This is a genomic window from Vibrio crassostreae 9ZC13, assembly GCF_000272045.2.
GTDB classification, from domain to species: domain Bacteria; phylum Pseudomonadota; class Gammaproteobacteria; order Enterobacterales; family Vibrionaceae; genus Vibrio; species Vibrio crassostreae_C.
Genome location: NZ_AJYZ02000042.1, coordinates 419552 through 440603 on the forward strand (window position 1 = coordinate 419552; position 21052 = coordinate 440603).

The 21052-nt window shown below is 45.1% G+C and carries 18 protein-coding genes and 3 tRNA genes; 10 read left to right on the forward strand and 11 right to left on the reverse strand.

Going from position 1 to position 21052, the window contains the following annotated elements:
• Positions 1–248: 248 nt before the first annotated feature.
• The gene (locus A136_RS20630; protein ID WP_017064066.1) at positions 249–992 is read right to left on the reverse strand and encodes a hypothetical protein; all 744 of its coding nucleotides are present in this window, start codon (positions 990–992) and stop codon (positions 249–251) included.
• A 227-nt stretch (positions 993–1219) separates the two neighbouring features.
• Here A136_RS20630 and A136_RS20635 point away from each other — a divergent pair, with 227 nt between their 5' ends.
• Positions 1220–1522 carry an MGMT family protein gene (locus A136_RS20635; RefSeq protein ID WP_017058952.1) on the forward strand — a complete coding sequence of 101 codons (303 nt, stop codon included), beginning with the start codon at positions 1220–1222 and terminating at the stop codon, positions 1520–1522.
• A 75-nt stretch (positions 1523–1597) separates the two neighbouring features.
• On the opposite strand, the gene A136_RS20640 is transcribed toward A136_RS20635, so the two are convergent.
• Positions 1598–2038, reverse strand: coding sequence for a YbaY family lipoprotein (locus A136_RS20640; RefSeq protein ID WP_017058951.1), 441 nt, complete (start codon positions 2036–2038; stop codon positions 1598–1600).
• Between the two features lie 168 nt (positions 2039–2206).
• Here A136_RS20640 and tesB point away from each other — a divergent pair, with 168 nt between their 5' ends.
• Entirely contained in the window at positions 2207–3067 is an 861-nt protein-coding gene (tesB, locus tag A136_RS20645) for an acyl-CoA thioesterase II (RefSeq protein ID WP_029235187.1), read from the forward strand.
• Positions 3068–3200: 133 nt separating this feature from the next.
• On the opposite strand, the gene A136_RS20650 is transcribed toward tesB, so the two are convergent.
• Together A136_RS20650 and A136_RS20655 are read right to left on the reverse strand one after the other, a co-directional pair.
• Positions 3201–3866, reverse strand: a complete 666-nt coding sequence (locus A136_RS20650) for a hypothetical protein (RefSeq protein ID WP_017064068.1) — start codon at positions 3864–3866, stop codon at positions 3201–3203.
• Between the two features lie 89 nt (positions 3867–3955).
• On the reverse strand, positions 3956–4429 hold the full coding sequence (locus A136_RS20655) for an Lrp/AsnC family transcriptional regulator (RefSeq protein ID WP_017062025.1): 474 nt from the start codon (positions 4427–4429) through the stop codon (positions 3956–3958).
• 129 nt (positions 4430–4558) lie between these two features.
• On the opposite strand from A136_RS20655, the gene A136_RS20660 reads away from it, so the two are divergent.
• Positions 4559–5626 carry a PLP-dependent cysteine synthase family protein gene (locus A136_RS20660; RefSeq protein ID WP_017064069.1) on the forward strand — a complete coding sequence of 356 codons (1068 nt, stop codon included), beginning with the start codon at positions 4559–4561 and terminating at the stop codon, positions 5624–5626.
• A gap of 90 nt (positions 5627–5716) precedes the next feature.
• Here A136_RS20660 and A136_RS20665 read toward each other — a convergent pair whose 3' ends face one another.
• The 3 genes from A136_RS20665 to A136_RS20675 form a co-directional block, all read right to left on the reverse strand.
• A complete protein-coding gene (locus A136_RS20665; protein WP_004736423.1) occupies positions 5717–6037 on the reverse strand; it encodes a DUF1244 domain-containing protein in 321 nt (106 codons plus the stop codon).
• A gap of 141 nt (positions 6038–6178) precedes the next feature.
• Positions 6179–9292 carry a vibriobactin export RND transporter permease subunit VexH gene (gene vexH, locus A136_RS20670; RefSeq protein ID WP_017064070.1) on the reverse strand — a complete coding sequence of 1038 codons (3114 nt, stop codon included), beginning with the start codon at positions 9290–9292 and terminating at the stop codon, positions 6179–6181.
• Positions 9292–10368 carry an efflux RND transporter periplasmic adaptor subunit gene (locus tag A136_RS20675; protein WP_017064071.1) on the reverse strand — a complete coding sequence of 359 codons (1077 nt, stop codon included), beginning with the start codon at positions 10366–10368 and terminating at the stop codon, positions 9292–9294. The genes vexH and A136_RS20675 overlap by 1 nt, the downstream gene beginning before the upstream one ends.
• A 564-nt stretch (positions 10369–10932) precedes the next feature.
• Here A136_RS20675 and A136_RS20680 point away from each other — a divergent pair.
• From A136_RS20680 to A136_RS20690, 3 genes are all read left to right on the forward strand, one after another.
• Positions 10933–11017: transfer RNA gene (locus A136_RS20680), tRNA-Tyr, on the forward strand.
• A 103-nt stretch (positions 11018–11120) separates the two neighbouring features.
• Positions 11121–11205: transfer RNA gene (locus A136_RS20685), tRNA-Tyr, on the forward strand.
• 102 nt (positions 11206–11307) lie between these two features.
• Positions 11308–11392: transfer RNA gene (locus A136_RS20690), tRNA-Tyr, on the forward strand.
• Between the two features lie 491 nt (positions 11393–11883).
• Here A136_RS20690 and A136_RS20695 read toward each other — a convergent pair.
• The gene (locus tag A136_RS20695) at positions 11884–12792 is read right to left on the reverse strand and encodes a Tim44 domain-containing protein (protein ID WP_017064072.1); all 909 of its coding nucleotides are present in this window, start codon (positions 12790–12792) and stop codon (positions 11884–11886) included.
• Between the two features lie 196 nt (positions 12793–12988).
• Between A136_RS20695 and A136_RS20700 the strand changes: the two genes are divergently transcribed.
• The 3 genes from A136_RS20700 to A136_RS20710 all read left to right on the forward strand — a co-directional run bounded on the left by A136_RS20700 (position 12989) and on the right by A136_RS20710 (position 16538).
• The gene (locus A136_RS20700) at positions 12989–13579 is read left to right on the forward strand and encodes a TetR/AcrR family transcriptional regulator (protein WP_017064073.1); all 591 of its coding nucleotides are present in this window, start codon (positions 12989–12991) and stop codon (positions 13577–13579) included.
• Between the two features lie 17 nt (positions 13580–13596).
• Positions 13597–15471, forward strand: a complete 1875-nt coding sequence (locus A136_RS20705; protein WP_017064074.1) for an MFS transporter — start codon at positions 13597–13599, stop codon at positions 15469–15471.
• Positions 15472–15617: 146 nt separating this feature from the next.
• The gene (locus tag A136_RS20710; protein WP_017064075.1) at positions 15618–16538 is read left to right on the forward strand and encodes a YeiH family protein; all 921 of its coding nucleotides are present in this window, start codon (positions 15618–15620) and stop codon (positions 16536–16538) included.
• Positions 16539–16671: 133 nt separating this feature from the next.
• Here A136_RS20710 and A136_RS22900 read toward each other — a convergent pair whose 3' ends face one another.
• Complete coding sequence (locus tag A136_RS22900) at positions 16672–16839, reverse strand: hypothetical protein (protein WP_017060175.1); 168 nt, start codon at positions 16837–16839, stop codon at positions 16672–16674.
• A 106-nt stretch (positions 16840–16945) separates the two neighbouring features.
• Positions 16946–17824 carry a LysR substrate-binding domain-containing protein gene (locus A136_RS20715; RefSeq protein WP_017064076.1) on the reverse strand — a complete coding sequence of 293 codons (879 nt, stop codon included), beginning with the start codon at positions 17822–17824 and terminating at the stop codon, positions 16946–16948.
• Positions 17825–18017: 193 nt separating this feature from the next.
• Between A136_RS20715 and nagE the strand changes: the two genes are divergently transcribed.
• Positions 18018–19463 (forward strand): N-acetylglucosamine-specific PTS transporter subunit IIBC, encoded by a 1446-nt coding sequence (nagE, locus tag A136_RS20720; protein ID WP_017064077.1) that lies wholly within the window; start codon positions 18018–18020, stop codon positions 19461–19463.
• Between the two features lie 124 nt (positions 19464–19587).
• Here nagE and menE read toward each other — a convergent pair whose 3' ends face one another.
• Positions 19588–21024 carry an o-succinylbenzoate--CoA ligase gene (gene menE / locus A136_RS20725; protein ID WP_017064078.1) on the reverse strand — a complete coding sequence of 479 codons (1437 nt, stop codon included), beginning with the start codon at positions 21022–21024 and terminating at the stop codon, positions 19588–19590.
• Positions 21025–21052 lie beyond the last annotated feature (28 nt).

Consider the following 21052-nt stretch of genomic DNA (forward strand, 5'->3'; position numbering starts at 1 on the left):
TCCCTTCCAGGCCTGACCGAGTTCACGAGCTATTGTTGCGGGAGGACCAGGCCCCCATAGATTCGTTTTCTAAGAGGCTTGCCTCAAAGAGTGATTGGATTATTAAGCATCACAGCAACCATTGCAAGCCCTTCCACCCTATTTTTGAACAATTGCGGTCTAAGTGCTTATCCTTTATTCAAACCACTAGAAAATCGCAGGTAAATTCACCATTTACCTGCATTTGGAAGGTTTGGATTGCTGGAGTACTAGATATCGATATCTTCATTATCTTCTGTGCGAATGATGTAGTCTGTCATCCACGCGGTGCCTAATAGACACAACCATACTACAAAAACTGGACTAGGTACTTCGATACTTGGGGTAATCACCAAAGCCGCAAAACCAACCGTTGGCAGTGTCCAACATAATAGTTTATTCCAGCGGAAGGTTTTCAAGCGCGTCAGCGTTTCCATCGATGCCATGATGCCCGTTACACACAAGGCAACCAAAGCGGCATAAGGTAAATCGGCTATCCATAATGGAAGTATTAAGCCTAATGACCACCAGCTGTGTCGGCTGGCAGGCTTAAGATGATTTGCCGCCCACCAAATCACGATGATTGATAAGGTTTGAAGTGTGGTAACCCACGGGACACCTTCAAGCTTGCCTGCTGATTGTGTCACCATGATCCCGACCTGCAAAGTAGTCACAATCAAGCCGGAAATAATCACGACCGACAAACTACTGCGTCTTGAGAAGACCACCATCAATAACGGGAATAGTACCCACGCACTGACAGACAGCGTGATAGGCTGCAAAGGAAGGGTTAGACCATAAGTGGTCATGGAAACAAGCAAAGCTAATCCTGCTATGCCCCCCTGCGGTAAAATCCATAAAGCAGGAATTACCATTGCAAGCACCGGGATATCTCCCTCACTTAAACTGATTGCTCTCGCGCAAACAACCGCTAATAATGTGGTGATCAAGAACTGAAACGTTGTAAATACCATAGCCCTCTCCTTCTACCGATCCGTGGTACCATACCAATCGTAGTAATTAACTGGTCACCCTAGCTTGTTAAAAAACTCGATAACCTCGTTAGATTTTTTGATTGGAGAATGACTACTTATCAAAACTTCTTATCAAAAAGAGCGGCCTTGCTCTCAAGCTTTTTCCCTGCGCTATTTTTGAACACTTACTTACTGTGATTGGTATTTATGAACTAGGAACATTTAGTATGGACCAATTTTTGAGCCAAATCTTTGCTGTGATTCACCAAATTCCATATGGGAAAGTAACAACTTATGGAGACATAGCACGTTTTTCAGGATTTCCGGGCTATGCGCGCCATGTTGGTAAAGCGCTGGGTAACCTGCCAGAAGGTAGCAAACTGCCTTGGTATCGAGTGATAAACAGCAAGGGTGAAATATCTTTAAAGGCTGATTCGTTCGACCGACAAAAGCAGCATTTGGTTAAAGAAGGGGTTGAGGTGAGTGATGCAGGAAAAGTTAAACTCAGAATATACAAATGGCAGCCCTAGAGCTGCCACTAATCGTCAATTCAACTGGCTAAGTTAAGCCAATCAAGATGCCTTAACAGTGGCATCGATTTCTGATTAACGAACACCAACCAAACGTAGGTCTGCTTGCTGTGTATTTTCTACATCAGTAATTACTGACTTAATCGTGTCCGTTATGAAACGCAGTTTACCGTCAACATGAATCGATGCGCGCATGTTGTAACGGTGGTTAGCTTTAATTTTGTCGTTGTCGTAGCTCAGCTCGAATGCGAACGGTACTTGCTTACCGTCTGTGGTGAACTCTTGAGTTGCGATAACCGTCGATGGTGCATCAGCCAGTGAGATATCTTCTAGCGTAACGGTAACCACTGCATTCTCTGGCAATGCAATTCTTTCACGGTAGCTTACTGTTCCTGAAATCACTTGAGTGTTCTCTGCAACCACTTCTTGAGAAGCGCTCGTTTCTGATGTTGCTTGGCAACCAACAAGTAGGCCAAACGATACTAAAGACGTAATAAGAATTAGAGCCTTTTTCATATTCAATTTCTCTCAACATGTTTGCCGGACTCGGCAAATCTACTCACCAATTATAAGAGAGCTTTCATATTCTGTCTTGAAACCCTATGATTTATTGACAGATATCTGACTAAGCTAAATGATTAACACCATAATCTGACACCCATTTTACGAAGAGGAATGCTGGCGATGAGTCAACCTTTACAAGAATTACTAAGTTTACTTCAGCTAGAAAAACTGGAAGAAGGTTTATTCCGTGGGCAAAGTGAGAACCTAGGCCTACCACAGGTATACGGCGGTCAGGTATTGGGACAAGCGCTTTCTGCTGCTCGTTATACCGTTCAAGACGACCGTAGTGTTCACTCGTTCCACAGTTATTTTCTGTTTCCCGGCGATCCTGAAAAGCCAATCATTTACGATGTTGAGAACCTACGAGATGGACGCAGCTTTAGCACACGCCGTGTAAAAGCGATTCAAAATGGCCGCCCTATTTTCTATCTCACTGCTTCTTATCATGGCGATGCGCCAGGGTTTGAGCACCAGATTTCAATGCCTGATATTCCGGGACCAGAGAACTTTGCCTCAGAAACTGAATTAGCGAGCCACATTGCGGAATTCTTACCAGAGAAACTGCGCAAAACCTTCTGTGGCGAAAAGCCGATTGAGATGCGTCCGGTGACGGTGGTAAACCCACTGAAACCTAAGAAGACGGAAGCGAAACAATACCTTTGGGTAAGAGCGAATGGCGCGATGCCAGACAACCACTTGATCCACCAATACCTGCTTGCCTACGCATCGGATTGGGGATTCTTAGTGACGGCGCTTCACCCACATGAAGTCTCTATCATGACGCCAAATTTTCAAGTGGCGACGATTGACCACTCAATCTGGTTCCACCGCCCATTCAAAATGGACGAATGGCTGCTTTATGCGATTGAAAGCCCAACGGCAGCGAACACTCGCGGCCTAGTGCGCGGCGAGATCTTCAACCAGAAAGGTGAGCTGGTAGCGACAGCAGTACAAGAAGGTGTGATGCGTTTTACTAAATAGCACTCAAATAAATAGCGGATAAACGCTTCTTACAAACCCCAAATACGCACAAACAAAAAGAGGCTAGGTTTAATACCTAGCCTCTTTCTTTAATGACGCTTAAGAAAACTCGTCACGCAAAAATCAATAAAACCTACTCAACTTCTAACGTTGGCTCAAACTCGCCTTGAACTCGCGTTTTAATGCCATCACCTGCGTCTCGTAGAAGGTTAAATGGCGATAACACTACGCCTTTCACCGCGCCCTCAGCGGCTCCCTGAGCGAGTTCCTTACTCTTATCAGCTAACAAATTAGCTTGTGCCAAAATACCTGGGACTTCCGCTCGTAGCATTTCAGATTCCGTGACGATGACAGGAATAGTCTGTTCGCGGTAAGACTTACTTTCAGCGAGCATTGGTGGCATTACGTCTACGCGGTATCTCTTTAATTCAGTTAATGTTGGTGGAATAACATCGGTTCTTACCTGCTCGACTTCCGTTCGAACATTTTTCACTTCATCTAATATCGCAGGGATTTTGTTGTCGACCGAGGCTACGGTTTGATTCACATCATCGATCGTCTTTCTGACCTCTTCGACTGTGTTCAAAACTTGAGGAGCAAGATCGCTGACATGTTCTGCAAGCGCTAATAGCTCTTCTACTTTGAGCCCTTTGGTGAGGCCCGATATGTCTTCGATAACTTGCGGGTAAGTATCAACGATTTCACCGACTTTATTAGTCAATGAGTAGATGGTGGAACCCAAGTAAAAAATGGCGACCGCCAGTACCAGCTGGATAGCGGTAGATACTTTTGCAAACATGAATAATCCTTTTCTTTATCGCAGAGGCGATATCTAAACTGAGACGATAGTTAAGCTCAGACGATTGTTAATGCGTAACTAGGCGTAGCTTAAAGCGGCAATGCTGTCGTGTACTTCAATGGTTCCATCGCAAATGTCGAGGTCACATTAGAGATACCATCAATGCTATTCACCAAGCGCTTGTAGAAATCATCAAAGCACTTCATGTCTTTCACCTGAACCTTCATCATATAGTCATATTCGCCAGCCATGCGATAGAACTCCATCACTTCTGGAAACTCCGACACAGTATTCACAAAACGACCATACCACTCATGAGAATGATCACTGGTTTTCACCAATACGAACGCAGTAAAGGAAAGATCCAGTTTTTCCGGGTTCAGCAGTGCAACTCTTTTCTCAATAATGCCGTTCTCTTCGAGGCGCTTAAGCCTTTTCCAACAAGGCGTTGTAGTGAGATTGACCGCTTCAGAAATATCGTTCAATGACAGGGTGCTGTCTTCTTGCAGTAACCCTAATATTTTTTTATCTACGGCATCTATCACACTTTCACCAAATCGCATTTAAAGAGAATAATTTTCTACAATTTAAGCAAAACAAAGCAAATATGGCAAAGTTTTTCTCTCCGATTATAGATAAATTAGAACCATACCAATTACAAAGAATTCCTACACTCGATCAGGAGAACGTTTATGTGCACTGACCATCAATGGATTAACAACGCGATTCGTAAAATTGAAGCGGACTACCAACGCTCAGCGGATACGCACCTTATCAAGCTCGATCTACCAAGTATCGAAGGCATTGATGTTTACCTTAAAGATGAAAGCACACACCCTACAGGCTCTTTAAAGCACCGTTTAGCGCGTTCTCTCTTCTTATACGCTATCTGTAACGGTTGGGTTGGCCCAGAAACCACGATCATTGAATCTTCATCGGGCAGTACTGCGGTGTCTGAAGCTTACTTCGCTCGCCTACTTGGCCTTCCATTTATCGCGGTAATGCCAAAATGCACAGCGAAGAAAAAGATCGAGCAAATTGAATTCTACGGCGGCCAAGCGCATCTTGTTGACCGCTCAGATGAAATTTACGATGAGTCTCGTCGTTTAGCAGAAGAACTGAACGGTCACTACATGGATCAATTTACTTACGCTGAGCGCGCAACCGACTGGCGTGGTAACAACAACATCGCGAACTCGATTTTCAATCAAATGCAGATGGAAGATCACCCAGTTCCGGCTTGGGTAGTAATGAGCCCAGGTACTGGCGGTACTTCAGCGACGATTGGCCGTTTCATTCGCTACCAACAACATGAAACTAAGCTTTGTGTTGTCGACCCTGAGAACTCTGTATTCCACGAATACTTCCAAACAGGCAATGCGAACGTGAAAGGCAGTACATTCAGCAAGATTGAAGGCATTGGTCGCCCACGAGCAGAGCCAAGCTTCATTCCTGGTGTGGTTGACGAAATGCGTAAAATCCCAGACGCAGCAAGTATCGCAACGACACATTGGTTATCTGACATTCTTGGTCGCAAGGTCGGCGCATCAACCGGGACTAACATGTACGGTGTGCTTCAATTAGCCAGTGAAATGAAAGCACGTGGAGAAAAAGGTTCTATCGTGACTTTACTGTGTGACAGTGGTGAGCGTTACCTAGACACTTACTTCAATGACGAGTGGGTAAATCTGAATATCGGTGACCTACAACCTTATGCAGCGAAGTTAGAAGCTTTCTCGCAAACGGGTGAGTTGGCTTAAGTTCAAAACCGATAGTTCGAAATAGAAAAGAGCCCTTGATGGGCTCTTTTTGTTTATTCATTCTATTAGTCAGCCACTAACGAGAACAAATTACTCTGGCTTCTGCTTCGCTTCAAATGCCGCGAGTTGTTCAGGCGTCGCTTTTGGTTGATGGTTTTGTTTCCACTCATCGTAAGTCATGCCGTATACACGCTCACGAGCGTCATCGATATCCAAGTCTAAGCCTTGTTGCTCTGCTTCCGCTTTGTACCATTTACTGAAACAGTTTCGGCAGAAGCCAGCCAAGATCATCAGATCGATGTTCTGCACATCTTTATTGTTATCTAGGTGTGCTAGCAGGCGACGAAAGGTTGCTGCATCCAGCTTATCTTGTTCTTCTTGAGAAAGATCTTTGTATTTAAATTCAGCCACTTTACTTTCCTTTATTCGATTTATTGTATTAATTCGTTGAGCTCTGTTTGTTATACAAAAAAAGCCTGCAATTCGCTAGGAGCAAACGCAGGCTTTTCAATATTGTTACACTATTCCGTGTTCATTAATCGTGCGTGTTCATTAACCGTGACTGGTTCTTCCCACGTTGTCATGGCTAAGCTCTTTATTAAGTTCCGCTTCCACGTGACCCGGAGAGCGTGTTGATCCTGAAATCAGTCGGTACATCGCAGGAATTACGAACAGAGTAACCAATGTCGCGAAGCCCATACCGAAGAAGATAACCGTACCCACAGCCACTCGGCTTTCATAGCCTGCGCCCGTTGAAGTAATCAATGGAATTGCACCAGCCAGCGTCGTGAATGCCGTCATCATGATTGGACGTAAGCGTCGAGCAGAAGCATCAATGATCGCCTTTTCAAACTCAATACCACGGTCACGAAGTTGGTTAGCAAACTCTACGATCAAGATACCGTTTTTGGTTACCATACCGATCAACATGATCATACCAATCTGGCTGTAGACGTTGAGCCCTTGACTCATCAGCACCAAGCCTAAGAAGCCACCGAAGATACCCATAGGTACGGTGAACATCACCACCAGCGGGTTAATGAAGCTTTCAAACTGCGCGGCCAGTACCAAGTATGCGACCAGCATCGCTAGCGCAAACACCACTAGGATACTTGATTGGTTCTCTTTAAAGTCTTTTGACTCGCCAGAGTAGCTCACTGAAATATCACCCGGTAGCTGTTCAATCGCTTGTTCATCAAGGAAATCGAGCGCGTCACCCAGCGTGTAACCTTCCATTAGGTTCGCTTTAATGGTCACCGATTTCTGCTTGTTGTAGTGCGACAAACGAATCGATGAAGCCACTTCTTCAATGTGCGTCAGCGTATCAAGCGTAACCAGCTCACCAGACTGAGTTCGCATGTAGATTTGGCTTAGATCGTTCGCGTTGTTGAAGCTGTTTTCATCACCACGCAGATACACGTCGTACTCTTCACCACGGTCAACGAAGGTCGTTTCACTGCGGCCGCCAAGCATGATTTCTAACGTATCTGAAATGTCTGAAACGCTAACACCTAGCTCTGCTGCACGCTGCTTATCTACGGTTACCAATAGCTCTGGTGTTTTCTCAGAGTAATCGATGTCCGCGCCTTCCATCATTGGAGAATCTTCAGCCGCTTGCTTTAAGAGCTCTGCCCACTTCTGAAGTTCAGAGTAATCAGAACCGCCAAGTACGAATTGAACAGGCTCACTTGAACCACCTTTGAAGCCCGGCATGAACGGGAATACACGCACATCTGGAATGCCGTTCAACGATTTACGAACTTCGTTCAACGCTTCTTGTGCGGTAACGTCACGCTCATCCCAGTCTTCTAGGATCATGATTACGAAGCCCGTTTGGTCACCCGCATTACCACCAAACGCTGGTGATTGAATACTAAATGACTTCAAGAAACCTTGACCAAGCAGCGGCATTAGGCGCTCTTCAACGATGTCCATATTGGCAGACATACGGTTGTAACTGGTTGCATCGGCACCACGAACAAACGCAAAGATAACACCACGGTCTTCTTGAGGCGTCAGTTGCGACGGCACTTGTTGCATCAAGCCATAGCTACCGCCCATACACGCGATAATGATGATTGGAGCTGCCCAACGCCAGTTTAAAGCACGGCGCAATACCGCGCGGTATCCAGACTCAAGTTTGCCAAACACACGTTCTACAAATCGATTGAAGCGATTTGGTTTCACGTTCGCTTTAAGGATCTTACTACCCAGAACCGGCGTTAACGTTAATGCTACGACAGACGAGAAAATCACTGACATCGCCAACAGTACCGAGAACTCCGTAAACAAGAGACCGACCATGCCATCCATGAACGAGATTGGCAGGAATACCATCACCAATACAAGCGTTGTTGCGATTACCGCGAATCCTACTTCACGCGTCCCTTTATAAGCCGCAAGCAGTGGCGATTCACCACGTTCAATATGGTGGAAGATGTTCTCAACCACCACGATCGCATCATCGACCACCAAACCAATCGACAGGATAAGTGCCATCAGGGTAATCAGGTTGATGGAGAAACCGAAGTAGTACGCGGCAATAAACGACGAGATCAGAGATACAGGTACGGTTACCGCTGGAATAAGTGTTGCACGTGCTTGACCAATAAAGATGTAAAGCACGAGGATAACCAAGCCACCCGTGATAAAGAGTGTGCTGTATACCTCTGAGATTGAACGGTCAATAAAGACTGTTGAGTCATAATCGACAGCTAAACGAGTACCGTCTGGCAAGAACTTTTGAATTGCTTCGACTTCTTTATGGACTAAGTCAGCCACCTCAAGTGGGTTCGCATCTGACTGAGGCACGATACCCATACTTACGTTAACAACGCCGTCACTCTTAAAGGTCGAGTTCTCGTTTTCTGCGCCAATGTAAACATCCGCTACGTCTTTCAAGTAGATAGGTGTGTTATCAGAGGCACGTTTAACGACTAGGTATTCGAAATCTTCAGCTTCAGTGTAAGAACGAGCAGTACGAACCGACATCACAATCGCATCGTTACGTACTTCACCACCCGGGCTTTCAATGTTCTCACTGTTCAGAGCAGAAGTGATGTCCGAGGTAGTAACGCCACGACCCGCCATCTGCGCAGGTTTCAGCTTTACGTACATTACTTTGTACAAGCCACCTGAGATATCCACCGAGCTCACGCCAGAAATCAAACTAAAGCGGTCAATCAACACACGTTCGGTGTAGTCGGTTAACTGCGTTCGGTCCATCTCCGTCGAACTTAAGTTGATGTAGACCGAAGCTTCACCACTACCATTGTTCTTATAAACAATTGGGTCGTCGGCTTCATCGGGCAATGAACGCTGCGCACGAGCTACAGCATCACGAACATCACTCACACCGGTATTGAGGTCGTAACCAAGCTCAAAAGTAATCGTGATACGCGACATACCGTTACGCGTTGTGGATTCGATCTCATCGATACCACTGATGCCGGATAACTGGTCTTCAAGGTTGGAGGTTATTTGGCTTTCAATGATGGTGGCAGACGCACCCTCATAACGAGTACTGATCGATACTACCGGGCTTTCAATATCTGGCATCTCACGAACCGCGAGCTTATTGAAAGAGACAATACCAAACACAACCAATAGTAGGCTCAATACGACGGCCGCTACTGGTCTCTTTACAGAAACATCAGATAACAACATTAGTTAGCGCCTTCTTGTGCTTTTTTATCACTTGCTGCATCAGCTGGGCGATTAACGGCAAGCTCTTGAACCAAGACGCCGTCACGCATGTTCACGATACCTTGCACCACGATCTTCTGGCCAATTTCGATGCCTTTGTCGATCACGACTTCGTTATCGATACGTGCCCCAAGGAAAACTTCTGTACGAGTTGCTTTATTATCTTCGTCGATAACATAAACGAAACGCTTCGTACCTGAATACTCAAGCGCTTGAACTGGAATGATTGGCGCTTCCACTGGTGGGAAGTCCATATCCGCCGCCACTAACATACCTGGCTTTAGATAATCATTATTGTTGTCGAAGTGGATTCGAACTCGAAGGTTCAAGGTTTCAGCGTTAATACGAGAATCAATGCCTACTACAGTACCAGTGAACTGAGTGTCGCCCCATGCGCTAGTGCGAGCCGTTACTTTCATACCTTTAGACAGTTTAGAAAGGTAGCGCTCCGGGATCTGCAGATCTAATTGCATTACCGATAGGTCATCTAAGGTCACGAGTTCAGTACCTGCAGTCACCATTTTACCGCGGCTAAAGTCGATAAAACCGACCGTGCCAGAGAAAGGTGCGCTGATGTGTAAGTCTTTAAGATTGGCATTGGCGGCAGCTAGGCGAGCATTGGCGATCTCTACATTAGTTTTCTGAGCGTCAATTTCAGTTTGCGTGATCGCGTTGCGTTTCACTAGTCGTTGGAATTCCGCTAGCTTACGTTGCTCGTCTTTTAGGTACGCTTGCGCTTCTGCAACTGCAGCTTTTGCTTTGTCGTCATCTAATTGAACCAACATCTGCCCTTTGGTGACATCTTGATTGGCTTTGATGTTGATAGAGTCAACTCTGCCCGCTACTTCAGAGGTAATGATCACAGATTGTTCTGCTTCTAACTTACCTACCAAAGAAAGAGATTGGCTAACTTGGTGAATATCAACTTGCTCAGTAACAACAGTGACAGTGCTAGGGCCCATGCGTTTAGCTAGTGCGGCTGGAGACGCCATAAGAATAGACAAGCTAAGCAGGGTTAAAACAGATTTATGCTTCATAATAATGGTCTGCAAGTAAGGTTTATACCAATCACAGTGAGTAAGTGGTCAGAAATAGCGTAGGGAAAAGGCTTGAGAACAAGGTAGCTCTTTTCAACAGATAGTTTCGATAAGTAGTTATTCTACAATCAAAATTTCTGACGCTGTTCTCGAGCATTTTAACAGGCTAGGATGACATGTTATTTACTACGATTGGTATTAATATCTATAAATGAAATTAACCGTATTCTATCAACTGATGAATGCTGTAACGTCAAGAAGTGTAAATCTAGATTAAATTCCATTTACGTTTCTTGGCGAATTGCACAAACCAAACACAATGTAGAAAGCGAGTTACCTCAAGGTGTTACCTATCACTACGTAAACCTTAGTATAGATGTTCACTTCCCGAGCAATATGCGTACTTTTCGCCATCTTTGCCCAAAAAGGCAGCATTCAACACAAAACCATAAGAAAAACTCTTTACAGGTTTAACGTGTTTGCTATGATGCGCTCCGCACTTGAGAGATGCGTTGGGAAAAACATCTCTTTAGCCTATCCATTATGAGTTAGGAAAAACACCCTGGAGGGGTTCCCGAGTGGCCAAAGGGAGCAGACTGTAAATCTGCCGGCTCCGCCTTCGATGGTTCGAATCCGTCTCCCTCCACCATATTTCTTCTTACCTCTTTTAAGAGTTAAGAGAACAACCTGATTGATGGGCTTATGGGAAAACATCAATTTAGGCTTACTTTGTGAAAAGTAAGACACACCCTGGAGGGGTTCCCGAGTGGCCAAAGGGAGCAGACTGTAAATCTGCCGGCACTGCCTTCGATGGTTCGAATCCGTCTCCCTCCACCATATTCTTCTTACCTCTTTCGAGAGTTAAGAGAACAACCTAGTTGATGGGCTTATGGGAAAACATCAATTTAGGCTTACTTTGTGAAGAGTAAGACACACCCTGGAGGGGTTCCCGAGTGGCCAAAGGGAGCAGACTGTAAATCTGCCGGCACTGCCTTCGATGGTTCGAATCCGTCTCCCTCCACCATATTCTCCTTAATTGGAAAATCGAAAAGCCAACTCATTGAGTTGGCTTTTTTCGTTTCTGAGCTTTATCTCTTACTAAACGTGTCTTCTAAAACAACCCTCAACTTCCTAAACACTAACCCGCTACTACAAATAACTAATCGAGCTAAATCATTCAAACATCAGTGATCCCATACTTCAGCATGACGCTCACAAACCAGATAAGCAGCGCAGCCTAAACAATGGGTCGATACATGTTCTTCGCATTCGTTCGCAATTATCTGTTTCTGCTGCAAAGTAACCTCAGGCTCCAATACGGGTTCAAAGAACTTTGTCATTACTCATTACATCCAAATAAAATCAGTTAGTTAGTCTCAGGTTAATCCAATCTTTAACTAAGATACATATCATTAGACGCAAAAAAGCCCCTGCTGATTTCTCAGCAGGGGCTTTCTATTATTTGGTGTTATTCCGAATAACTACATCCTATTGATGTTGAGTTAAATCCTGGAATTAACCTTGAATACCAACAATTAACCAAGGTGCATTGTTAGTTGTTAGGTCACGCTCTAGATGCCAGATATCAGTGATATCTTCTTCAACGCCATCCGCTGTGTCACGGTAACGACCGCTAAACTGAAGGCTTAGCTGTGCTTTGCTACCATCGTGGTCTGCGCGAACGATTTCAGCATCAACGTACATTACGTCTGTGTGCTGAGCACCGTCTAGCTTATTACGCTCAGCTTTTAGGTCTTCAAATAGGCTTGGAGATACGTATTCTTCAATCGTGTTTAGCTCGTTGTGATTCCATGCACCTTGCAGTGTACGGTAGTGCTCACGAGAACCATTGATGAATGCCGCTTGATCAAAGCCCGGTGGGTAGTTATGTGGAACATCGCTTTGTGCACCAAAACCGAAACCACTAGCAGCGCCTTGTGATTGAGGTTGTGTTTGCTCGAAGTTATGAACATTTGGTTGTTGCTTAGGTTGTTCAAACTTGTTCTGACCCATGCCGCCGAATGCTGGCTGTTGGCCACGTGCATTCTGCTGATTCATTGAGCCCTGCTTCGCGCCCAACATTCCGCGTAGGAATTTAAACGCTAGGAAAGCAATCAGACCCATAATCAGAATATCCATGAACTGGATACCTTCAAATGCGCCACCAAAGAATGCAGCTAAAAGACCACCAGCAAGTAAACCACCTAGCAGACCGCCCATAAGGCCTTTCTTGCTAGAGTTAGCTGCTGTGTTCTTACCTGTTTGATCTTGACGGATCGAATTCGTGTTTTGTTGTTTTGGTGCTGGAGCCGTTTTAAAGCTTTTGCCAAATGACTTACCACCACCAAACTTTTTCGCTTCCGCGATTGGCGTCACCGCGACTGTTACCAACAGGATCGCGACTAGTGAGAAAAATCGTTTCATTATTATCCTTTATAGGTTTTTTATCTTTCGACACCTTAATCATACTCGTTAACAAAGAACAATGAAATATTCACCGTGTTTACACATGTATCATAATATTGCGGCTATTAATTGATTACTAAACTAGCGAAGGGATTGACGGCACTCAAGGGCAGCATTAAAATATTGAACGATGTTCATTTAATAGAAAGTACCCATGGCAAGACGAAACGATCATACTCGCGAACAATTAGTGCAATTAACCTTAAAAACGGTAACCGACTTCTTAGAAGAGCACTCTTATCACGAGCTAAGTCTACGTAAAATCGCCAATATGATTGGTTACGTTCCAAGTACCTTAGTAAATGTATTTGGTAACTACAACCTACTGCTTTTGCATGTGGTCGCTCAAACATTAGATGAACTGGCGTCAGAATCCGCTGCAGCTGTTGAACAATCGAGCAACCCTCAACAAGCTCTATTCAACCTTGCCTACTGCTACCACGATTTTGCACAGAGACACCCTCACCGTTGGCAACTTATCTTTGAGCACAACATGAACGGTGAAAACCTTCCTGAATGGCAATCGAACCGCATCGATAGAATGACAGGCATGCTAGAGCAGTTGCTAGTAGCGATTGCTCCTGAACATACGAAAAGCGAAGTCGTTAAAGCCAGCCGTGTATTATGGTCTGGAGTACACGGAATTACTCTACTTAGCGTTGATGATAAATTTTTCGCCTCTGAGCCTATTGATGGTAAAGAGCTGATCAATAACCTAGTCTCAAACTACTTAACCAACTGGTAATCATCCAAGGAAAGACAATGAACAACAGCAGCCAATCTTCGCTGTTAACGCAAAAAAGGTTCCTACCCTACTTTATTACCCAATTTCTAGGAGCCTTTAACGACAACATATTCAAAAATGTCCTGTTACTGTTTGTTGCTTTCGCAAGCGTAGACACGCTGCCTATTTCCACCAATCTATTCATTAATTTGGCCGCTGGCCTTTTTATTCTACCCTTCTTCCTATTCTCTGCTTTAGCCGGTGTACTGGCTGACAAATACGAAAAATCGTGGTTTATCCGTAAAGTTAAGCTCCTCGAAGTAGTGATCATGTCACTGGGTGCGGTCGGTTTTATCTACGAAAGCTACGGAATATTACTTCTGCTCCTGTTCCTTATGGGAACGCAGAGTGCTTTCTTTGGTCCGGTGAAGTATGCCCTGCTTCCACAGCAGTTAGAAACAAAAGAACTGGTATCTGGTAACGCTCTCGTCGAGACAGGTACATTCTTAGCGATCCTGATTGGTACTCTAGGCGCAGGCATCATTGCATCTGAAGAAGGCGCGAAGCTCATTGCTGCGGTGTGTATTGTTTCGTTCGCCGTGCTTGGCTATGTATCAAGCTGCTTTATCCCACAAGCGCCAAGTAATGCACCAGACCTTAAAGTAAAGTGTCAACCTGTAAAACTGACCCGCGCGACACTGGCGATTGCAAAAAAAGACCGCCCGACCTTTCAAGCACTGATGTCTATCAGCTGGTTCTGGTTCCTTGGTGCGGCTTACCTAACTCAGTTTCCCAACTTCACTAAACTGCATCTAAACGGCACTGAAAGCTCCGTCGCCTTTTTACTGGCACTATTCTCGGTAGGCATTGCAATCGGCTCTTTAGCTTGCGATAAGTTATCTAATCACCGAATTGAAATCGGCATCGTGCCAATGGGCAGCTTAGGTATCTCGATCTTCGGTCTTCTGATGGCGATATCCATCCCGGAGTCTTTGCCTGACTTTAGTTCTTTCCATCAATTCGTAACCTACTCAGAGCTGTGGCCACTGTTTGCTTACCTTCTGCTTCTGGGTATCTCTGGCGGTGTCTTTATTGTTCCTCTGTATTCACTGATGCAGTTACGTGCCAAGCCCGACGAGCGTGCCCAAGTGATTGCCGGGCTCAATATCTACAACTCACTGTTCATGGTGGGAAGTGCGGTATTAGGTATTGTTTGCCTTAGTGTTCTAGATCTTTCAATTCCGCAGCTGTTTATCTTGCTCGCAGTGTGCAACACTTTGGTGATGCTGTACCTGTTTTATCAGGTGCCTATCTACGCTTTCCGCTTCTTTACGTGGGTGGTCACTCACACCATGTACAGAGTTAAACATAAGAACTTACATCACCTGCCAGAAAAGGGCGGTGCGTTGATTGTCTGCAACCATGTGAGTTATATGGATGCACTGCTACTGAGTGCGGTTTGCCCTCGCTTGATCCGTTTTGTGATGGAAGAGGATTACACCAAGTTTCCGCCAATTCGACGCTTCTTGAAAAGAGCTGGGGTGATTCCAATCTCCGCGACCAACCGCAACTCGATTCGAAACGCTTTCAAAGAAGTAGAGCGTGCCCTGCATGAAGATCACATCGTGTGTATTTTCCCAGAAGGAAAGCTCACCTCTGATGGCGAAATGGCTGAGTTCATGCGTGGTATGGAGCTGATCATCAAACGTTCCCCTGTCCCAGTGATTCCTATGGCTCTTAAAGGATTATGGGGTAGCTACTTTAGTCGTTACAAAGGTCGTGCCTGCAAAGGGTTACCCACTCGCTTCTGGACTAAGCTAGAGATAGAAGCTGGCGAGCCGATTTCACCTAAACAAGCCTCTTGTGAAACGCTTCGACAGTCAGTCTCTGACCTTCGCGGATCATTACGCTAGTTAACCAGCCCTTTATTCATATCAGTTGAACAAGCGTTAAGTTTTCCTTAACGTTTGTTCAATTCATTTAGACTTACTTATCATTTTATTGAACGTATAGTGGTCTCATCACAATAACGCCACAACAAAACAAGACTCTAAATACAATGAACCTAAAAAAGTCCGTTCCATTTTATCTTGCTGCACTGCTTTGCTTAACGCCTTGGGTTAGCTCACCGACAGCCCTGGTTATCGGTTTCCTGCTTGCTAGTTTAGGATTAGTCCCTGAACACTTGGAAGTCGGCAAGCTTACCAAAAAGCTACTGGCCTACTCTATTGTTGGCTTGGGTTTTGGTATTCAGTTTGAAAAAGCATTAGCAGTAACAGGCGATGGTATTGGGCTCATTGTAACGACGATTATCGGTACATTAGTCATTGGTTGGTTCTTGGCGAAACAAATGGGGCTAGACCGCACTACGGGCTATCTTATATCTTCTGGTACCGCGATTTGTGGTGGTAGCGCGATAGCAGCAGTGGCACCCGCGATCAAAGCAGACGATGAACAGATTGGCTTGGCATTAGCCACCGTATTCGTGTTGAACTCGGTTGCTCTATTCTTATTCCCGATGATTGGTCACGCGCTTGAGCTCAGCCAACAAACATTTGGTACTTGGGCAGCGATAGCGATTCACGATACGTCTTCTGTAGTAGGTGCAGCTTCAGCGTATGGCGAAGAAGCACTGACGACAGCGACAACATTGAAACTCGCTCGCGCACTTTGGATCATCCCTATCGCTTTAATTAGTGCGATGATCTTCAAGAACGATCAAAAGAAGATTACGGTTCCCTACTTCATTTTCTTCTATTGCGCCGCTATCGCGGTGACTGACTTACTGCCACAATTTGAGATGGTCTATCAAGGAATCTTTGATGTGTCTAAGCGAGCACTGGTCGTGTGTTTGTTCTTAATTGGCTGTGGTATTTCAGTTGAGAAGTTAAAAGCGGCAGGGCCGAAACCACTGATGTTTGGTATTACAATGTGGGTCATGATCTCAACGGGTTCATTGGCGTGGTTAACTCTCGCTTAGCCCGCATAGAAACGCTTTAGATGTTTGTTCGGTGAACTAGACACTCAAGTTAGCGAGCAACAAAACAAAAAGGCAAAGCTCCAATGGGCTTTGCCTTTATCGTTTGTGGTAAGGGTATTCTTTGTTGTAACAATCACGAATCAAACAGGGGCTTATCACTCTTCTTGCTCTCTCTTTTCATTAAAACAAGTACCACAACCAACACAAATGCGGTGAGCTCAGCCAACGAACGAGTCAACCCTGACGAGATGATTGCTTGGCCTATCTGCAGTAAAACCGCAATGGTGAGGGCAATTTTCATAATAAGACCTTATTCTATAATCCGTTATTTATATGGCTTATTATGATGGATGGTTATAAAGATAATAAATTCTGTTTTGAACTATCTAATTGCTAAATTAACTAACCTAGCGCAACTGCCCTTCTAACCACTTAATAAAGGTTCTTACCTTAGGGCGTTTTTCCGTGCCTAGCGGGCAGATTAAGTCATACCCTTGGTCTGTATCCATGCTCGGATAAGGTGTTATCAGCTCACCAGTCTGAACATACTGCTTAACAAAATGATAGCGCCCCATCGCGACACCGATATTGCTGAGGGCACTTCTTACGCCCATATCCCGGTGGCTCACACAGTAAAATTGCTCAAACAAGTTCACATCTAAGCCGTGGTGTTTAATCCAACGCTGCCATACATCTGACCCTAGTGCATGAATGAAATTAATCCGGTGCAGCGATTCTAAGCCATCATCAAAGATGTCGTGTTCAGCCGCGTAACTCGGTGTACATACCGGAATATACTTTTCACCAAACAGGCGCTGTCGATGCATGTCTTTGAGATTTTCAGCACCATAGTAAATAGCGACATCGAGATGATTTTGATGAAAATCCTGCTCTTCTTGCGAGAAAATATTGAGATTAAACTTTGGGTATCGCTGTTTAAAATCAGCCAACCTCGGCAGTAACCAACTGTTGGCAAATGCAGGACTGGTACCGATATTGATCTGTCCATACAAGTCTGTGTTGGTAATGTCTTCGATCTCACCAAAAATAGAGCTTAACGACTTGGATAACGTTCGTTGAAAGCGCTGACCTTCTTCCGTTAGTTCCAGTTTACGAGTCCCTCGCACAAACAAGTTAAATCCGAGTTCACCTTCTAACACTTTGATTCGATGGCTAACGGCTCCCTGAGTCAAATGCAACTTTCTAGCCGCTAGCGTAAAGCTCATTTTCTCTGCAGCAACATTAAAAGTATGAAGATTTCTAAGTAAAGATTGATGGTTAGCCATACGAACTCATGCATTAAAAATTTTAATTCATACTACTACCCGTTTCGTTTGTTTGCATTAAGAAATAAGTTTTTAATAACCGCAGTTACTTAAAATCCTGCCTCGATCAATATTTGACTCCATACGTTGACGAGCAGAAACATTAAAAAAATTAATTACAAACTTAGGGGCACATATGAATATACTCGGGTATATGCAAAAAGTAGGTAAGGCATTGATGGTTCCCGTAGCCACACTGCCAGCTGCAGCAATCCTTATGGGGATCGGCTATTGGTTGGATCCTGTTGGTTGGGGTTCTGAAAGTATCTTAGCCGCATTCTTGATCAAATCTGGTGGCGCGATCATCGACAACATGGCGGTTCTATTCGCGGTGGGTGTCGCATTTGGTTTGAGCCGTGATAAGAATGGTTCTGCGGCACTGTCTGGCTTTGTGATGTTCCTCGTCGTCACCACGCTACTTGCTCCGGGTTCTGTTGCTCAGTTAATGGATGTTGAACTCAGTGAAGTGCCTGCGGCATTTGGCAAAATCAGCAACCAATTCGTAGGTATCATTGTGGGTATCATCTCTGCTGAGATCTACAACCGCTACTCAACGGTTGAACTTCCTCAAGCTCTAGCGTTCTTCAGCGGTAAGCGTTTGGTTCCTATCCTGACCTCAATCGCAGGTATGGCTCTCTCTTTTGCTCTACTTTACATCTGGCCAGCTGTTTACGACGCTCTGATCGTTCTGGGTATTAAACTAGAAAGCATGGGTGCGGTGGGTGCTGGTCTGTTTGGTTTCTTCAACCGTTTGTTCCTATCAGTAGGTATGCACCACGCTCTTTACCCTGTGTTCTGGTTCGACGTTGTTGGTATTAACGACATTCCAAACTTCTTAGGCGGCGCGCAATCTATCGCTAACGGTACGGGTATTCCAGGTAAAACTGGCATGTACCAAGCGGGCTTCTTCCCTATCATGATGTTTGGCCTACCAGCAGCAGCATTGGCGATGTATCACTGTTCTGATGCGAAAAACAAAAACCAAGTATTCGCAATCATGCTTGCGGCAGCTATGGCTTCATTCTTCACGGGTATCACAGAGCCACTAGAATTCAGCTTCATGTTCCTAGCACCCGTGTTGTTCCTACTGCACGCAGTATTAACAGGCCTATCGCTTTACATTGCAGCAAGCATGGAATGGATGGCAGGCTTCGGCTTCTCTGCTGGTTTCGTTGACCTAGTACTATCAAGCCAAAACCCACTCGCGGTTAACTGGTACATGCTACTGGTTCAAGGTGTGGTGTTCTTCGCGCTTTACTACGGTATTTTCCGCTTCGCTATCATCAAGTTCAACCTACGTACTCCAGGTCGTGGTGAAGAGATGGAAGCAGAAAAAGAAACTGAAACGCCAGAAGCATTGGCTAACCTAACCAACAGCTACATTGAAGCGGTTGGCGGTGCAGACAACATTCTAGAAGTCGATAACTGTATTACTCGTCTACGCTTAACTGTGAAAGACTCAGGTGCAGCAGACAGCGAGAAACTGAAGAAACTCGGTGCGGCAGGTGTGGTACCGGTTGGGAAAGGTGGTCTACAAGTTATCATTGGTCTAGGTAAGGTAGATAAAGTCGCTGAACAAATGAAGAAGGCACTCGCTTAACGCCAAATCTTGAATGACACGATAAATAATTAGAATTTGTGACGGCTTCACCACCGTCACACCCCCCTGAAGCGCAATTACGACTAGTCACCGTGTATTGCGCTTCATTTTATTGCTCTTCGCTCTATTTAGAACGGGTCTGCTGTAACCACTGCGCCAATCCAGCGCGCGAAACCTTAATACCATGTTGTTCCTGCTGAGGCATTCGATAATACTCAATAGGAAATTTAAACCGTTCAAGACGACCAGTTAACTGCTCGATAAACCACTCTTTGGTTGGCAACTCAGCACAATCGACAATCGCTGCAGGTCGAAATCCGAACTCATCATCTTCAATGGGAACAATAAAAGCCTGATTAACCTCAGACAATTGATTGAGTACTCGCTCAATTTCTTCGCAATGAATGTTCTCACCACCAGAAATAAACTGGTTGTCGGCACGGCCAATAATCGACACTTGTTCGCCAAGCCACTCACCAAGATCTTTGCTATCAAACCAACCGCTCTTATCAACTAATGGCGTTAAGTTACCTTGATAGTAATACCCGGACGCGAGCGTCTCGCCACCAATAAAGATACGTTGTTCTTCAATTTTTAGCTGGCGATGGTTAAGGACAAAACCGGCGGTGCTGCCGGCATCAACGAGCTTCGCGGTCACGGTTGAAGCCGCTTCAGTCATGCCGTATCCAAGCCATGTTTCGATGCCCATTTGTTGAGCTTCGAGCCCAAGTGCTTCTGGTATATGACTACCACCCAAAAGTACATGCGTTAAAGTAAGTGCTTGCTTACTCTTTAACAATCGATGTAGTTGAGTAGCGACCAATGAAGCATGACTGCATTCTTCTATATCGGTTTCAAGCTGACCTGTGCCTATTTTGATGCAACCACCAGCCGCCAACCAACGATGAACTATCGCCAGCCCCGACACATGGTACATAGGTAAACTCAGTAACCACGTGTCACCTTGTTGATAACGAAACACCTCAAGCAGCCCTGACGCAGAGCATAGGTGCTGCTCAAGTGTATGAACGACCGCTTTTGGGTTTCCGGTAGAACCTGAAGTGAATACGATGCTCGCTAGATTTTGCGGATTGAAATTGGATTCTTGAGGTGTCGTTATCTGCTCATCATCACCATCAAACTTCAGTTCACTTAGGCAAGGCAAGGTCACCAACTGAGTATTCAAATCGGCAGTCTCTGATTGCTCTATTCCGCTATTGCCCAAGAGCCAAAGGTAGCTCTGTTGATCTGCTTGATATAAGGAATCGAGCTTTTGCTTCAGGCGTAAACTAGGCTGAGGCATCGTAAACGCACAAACCACACCCAAATTGAGTGCGGCAAGATAAACAGGGATCACTTCAGCTTGATTCTTACCAACAATCGTCAGTACATCACCTTCAGATAGGCCTTGATGAGATAGCTGTTGTTGGTACTCACTAACCAACACAAACACTTGCTGCCAAGTATAAGTGCGGTGAGTGGTCACTAACGCTGGTTGAAGTGGGTTTTGCTGCGCCCACTTTACCCAGAGCGGGGGATGATTAGATTGTGGGCGCATCATATGATAACCAAAAATAGATTAAGAACTT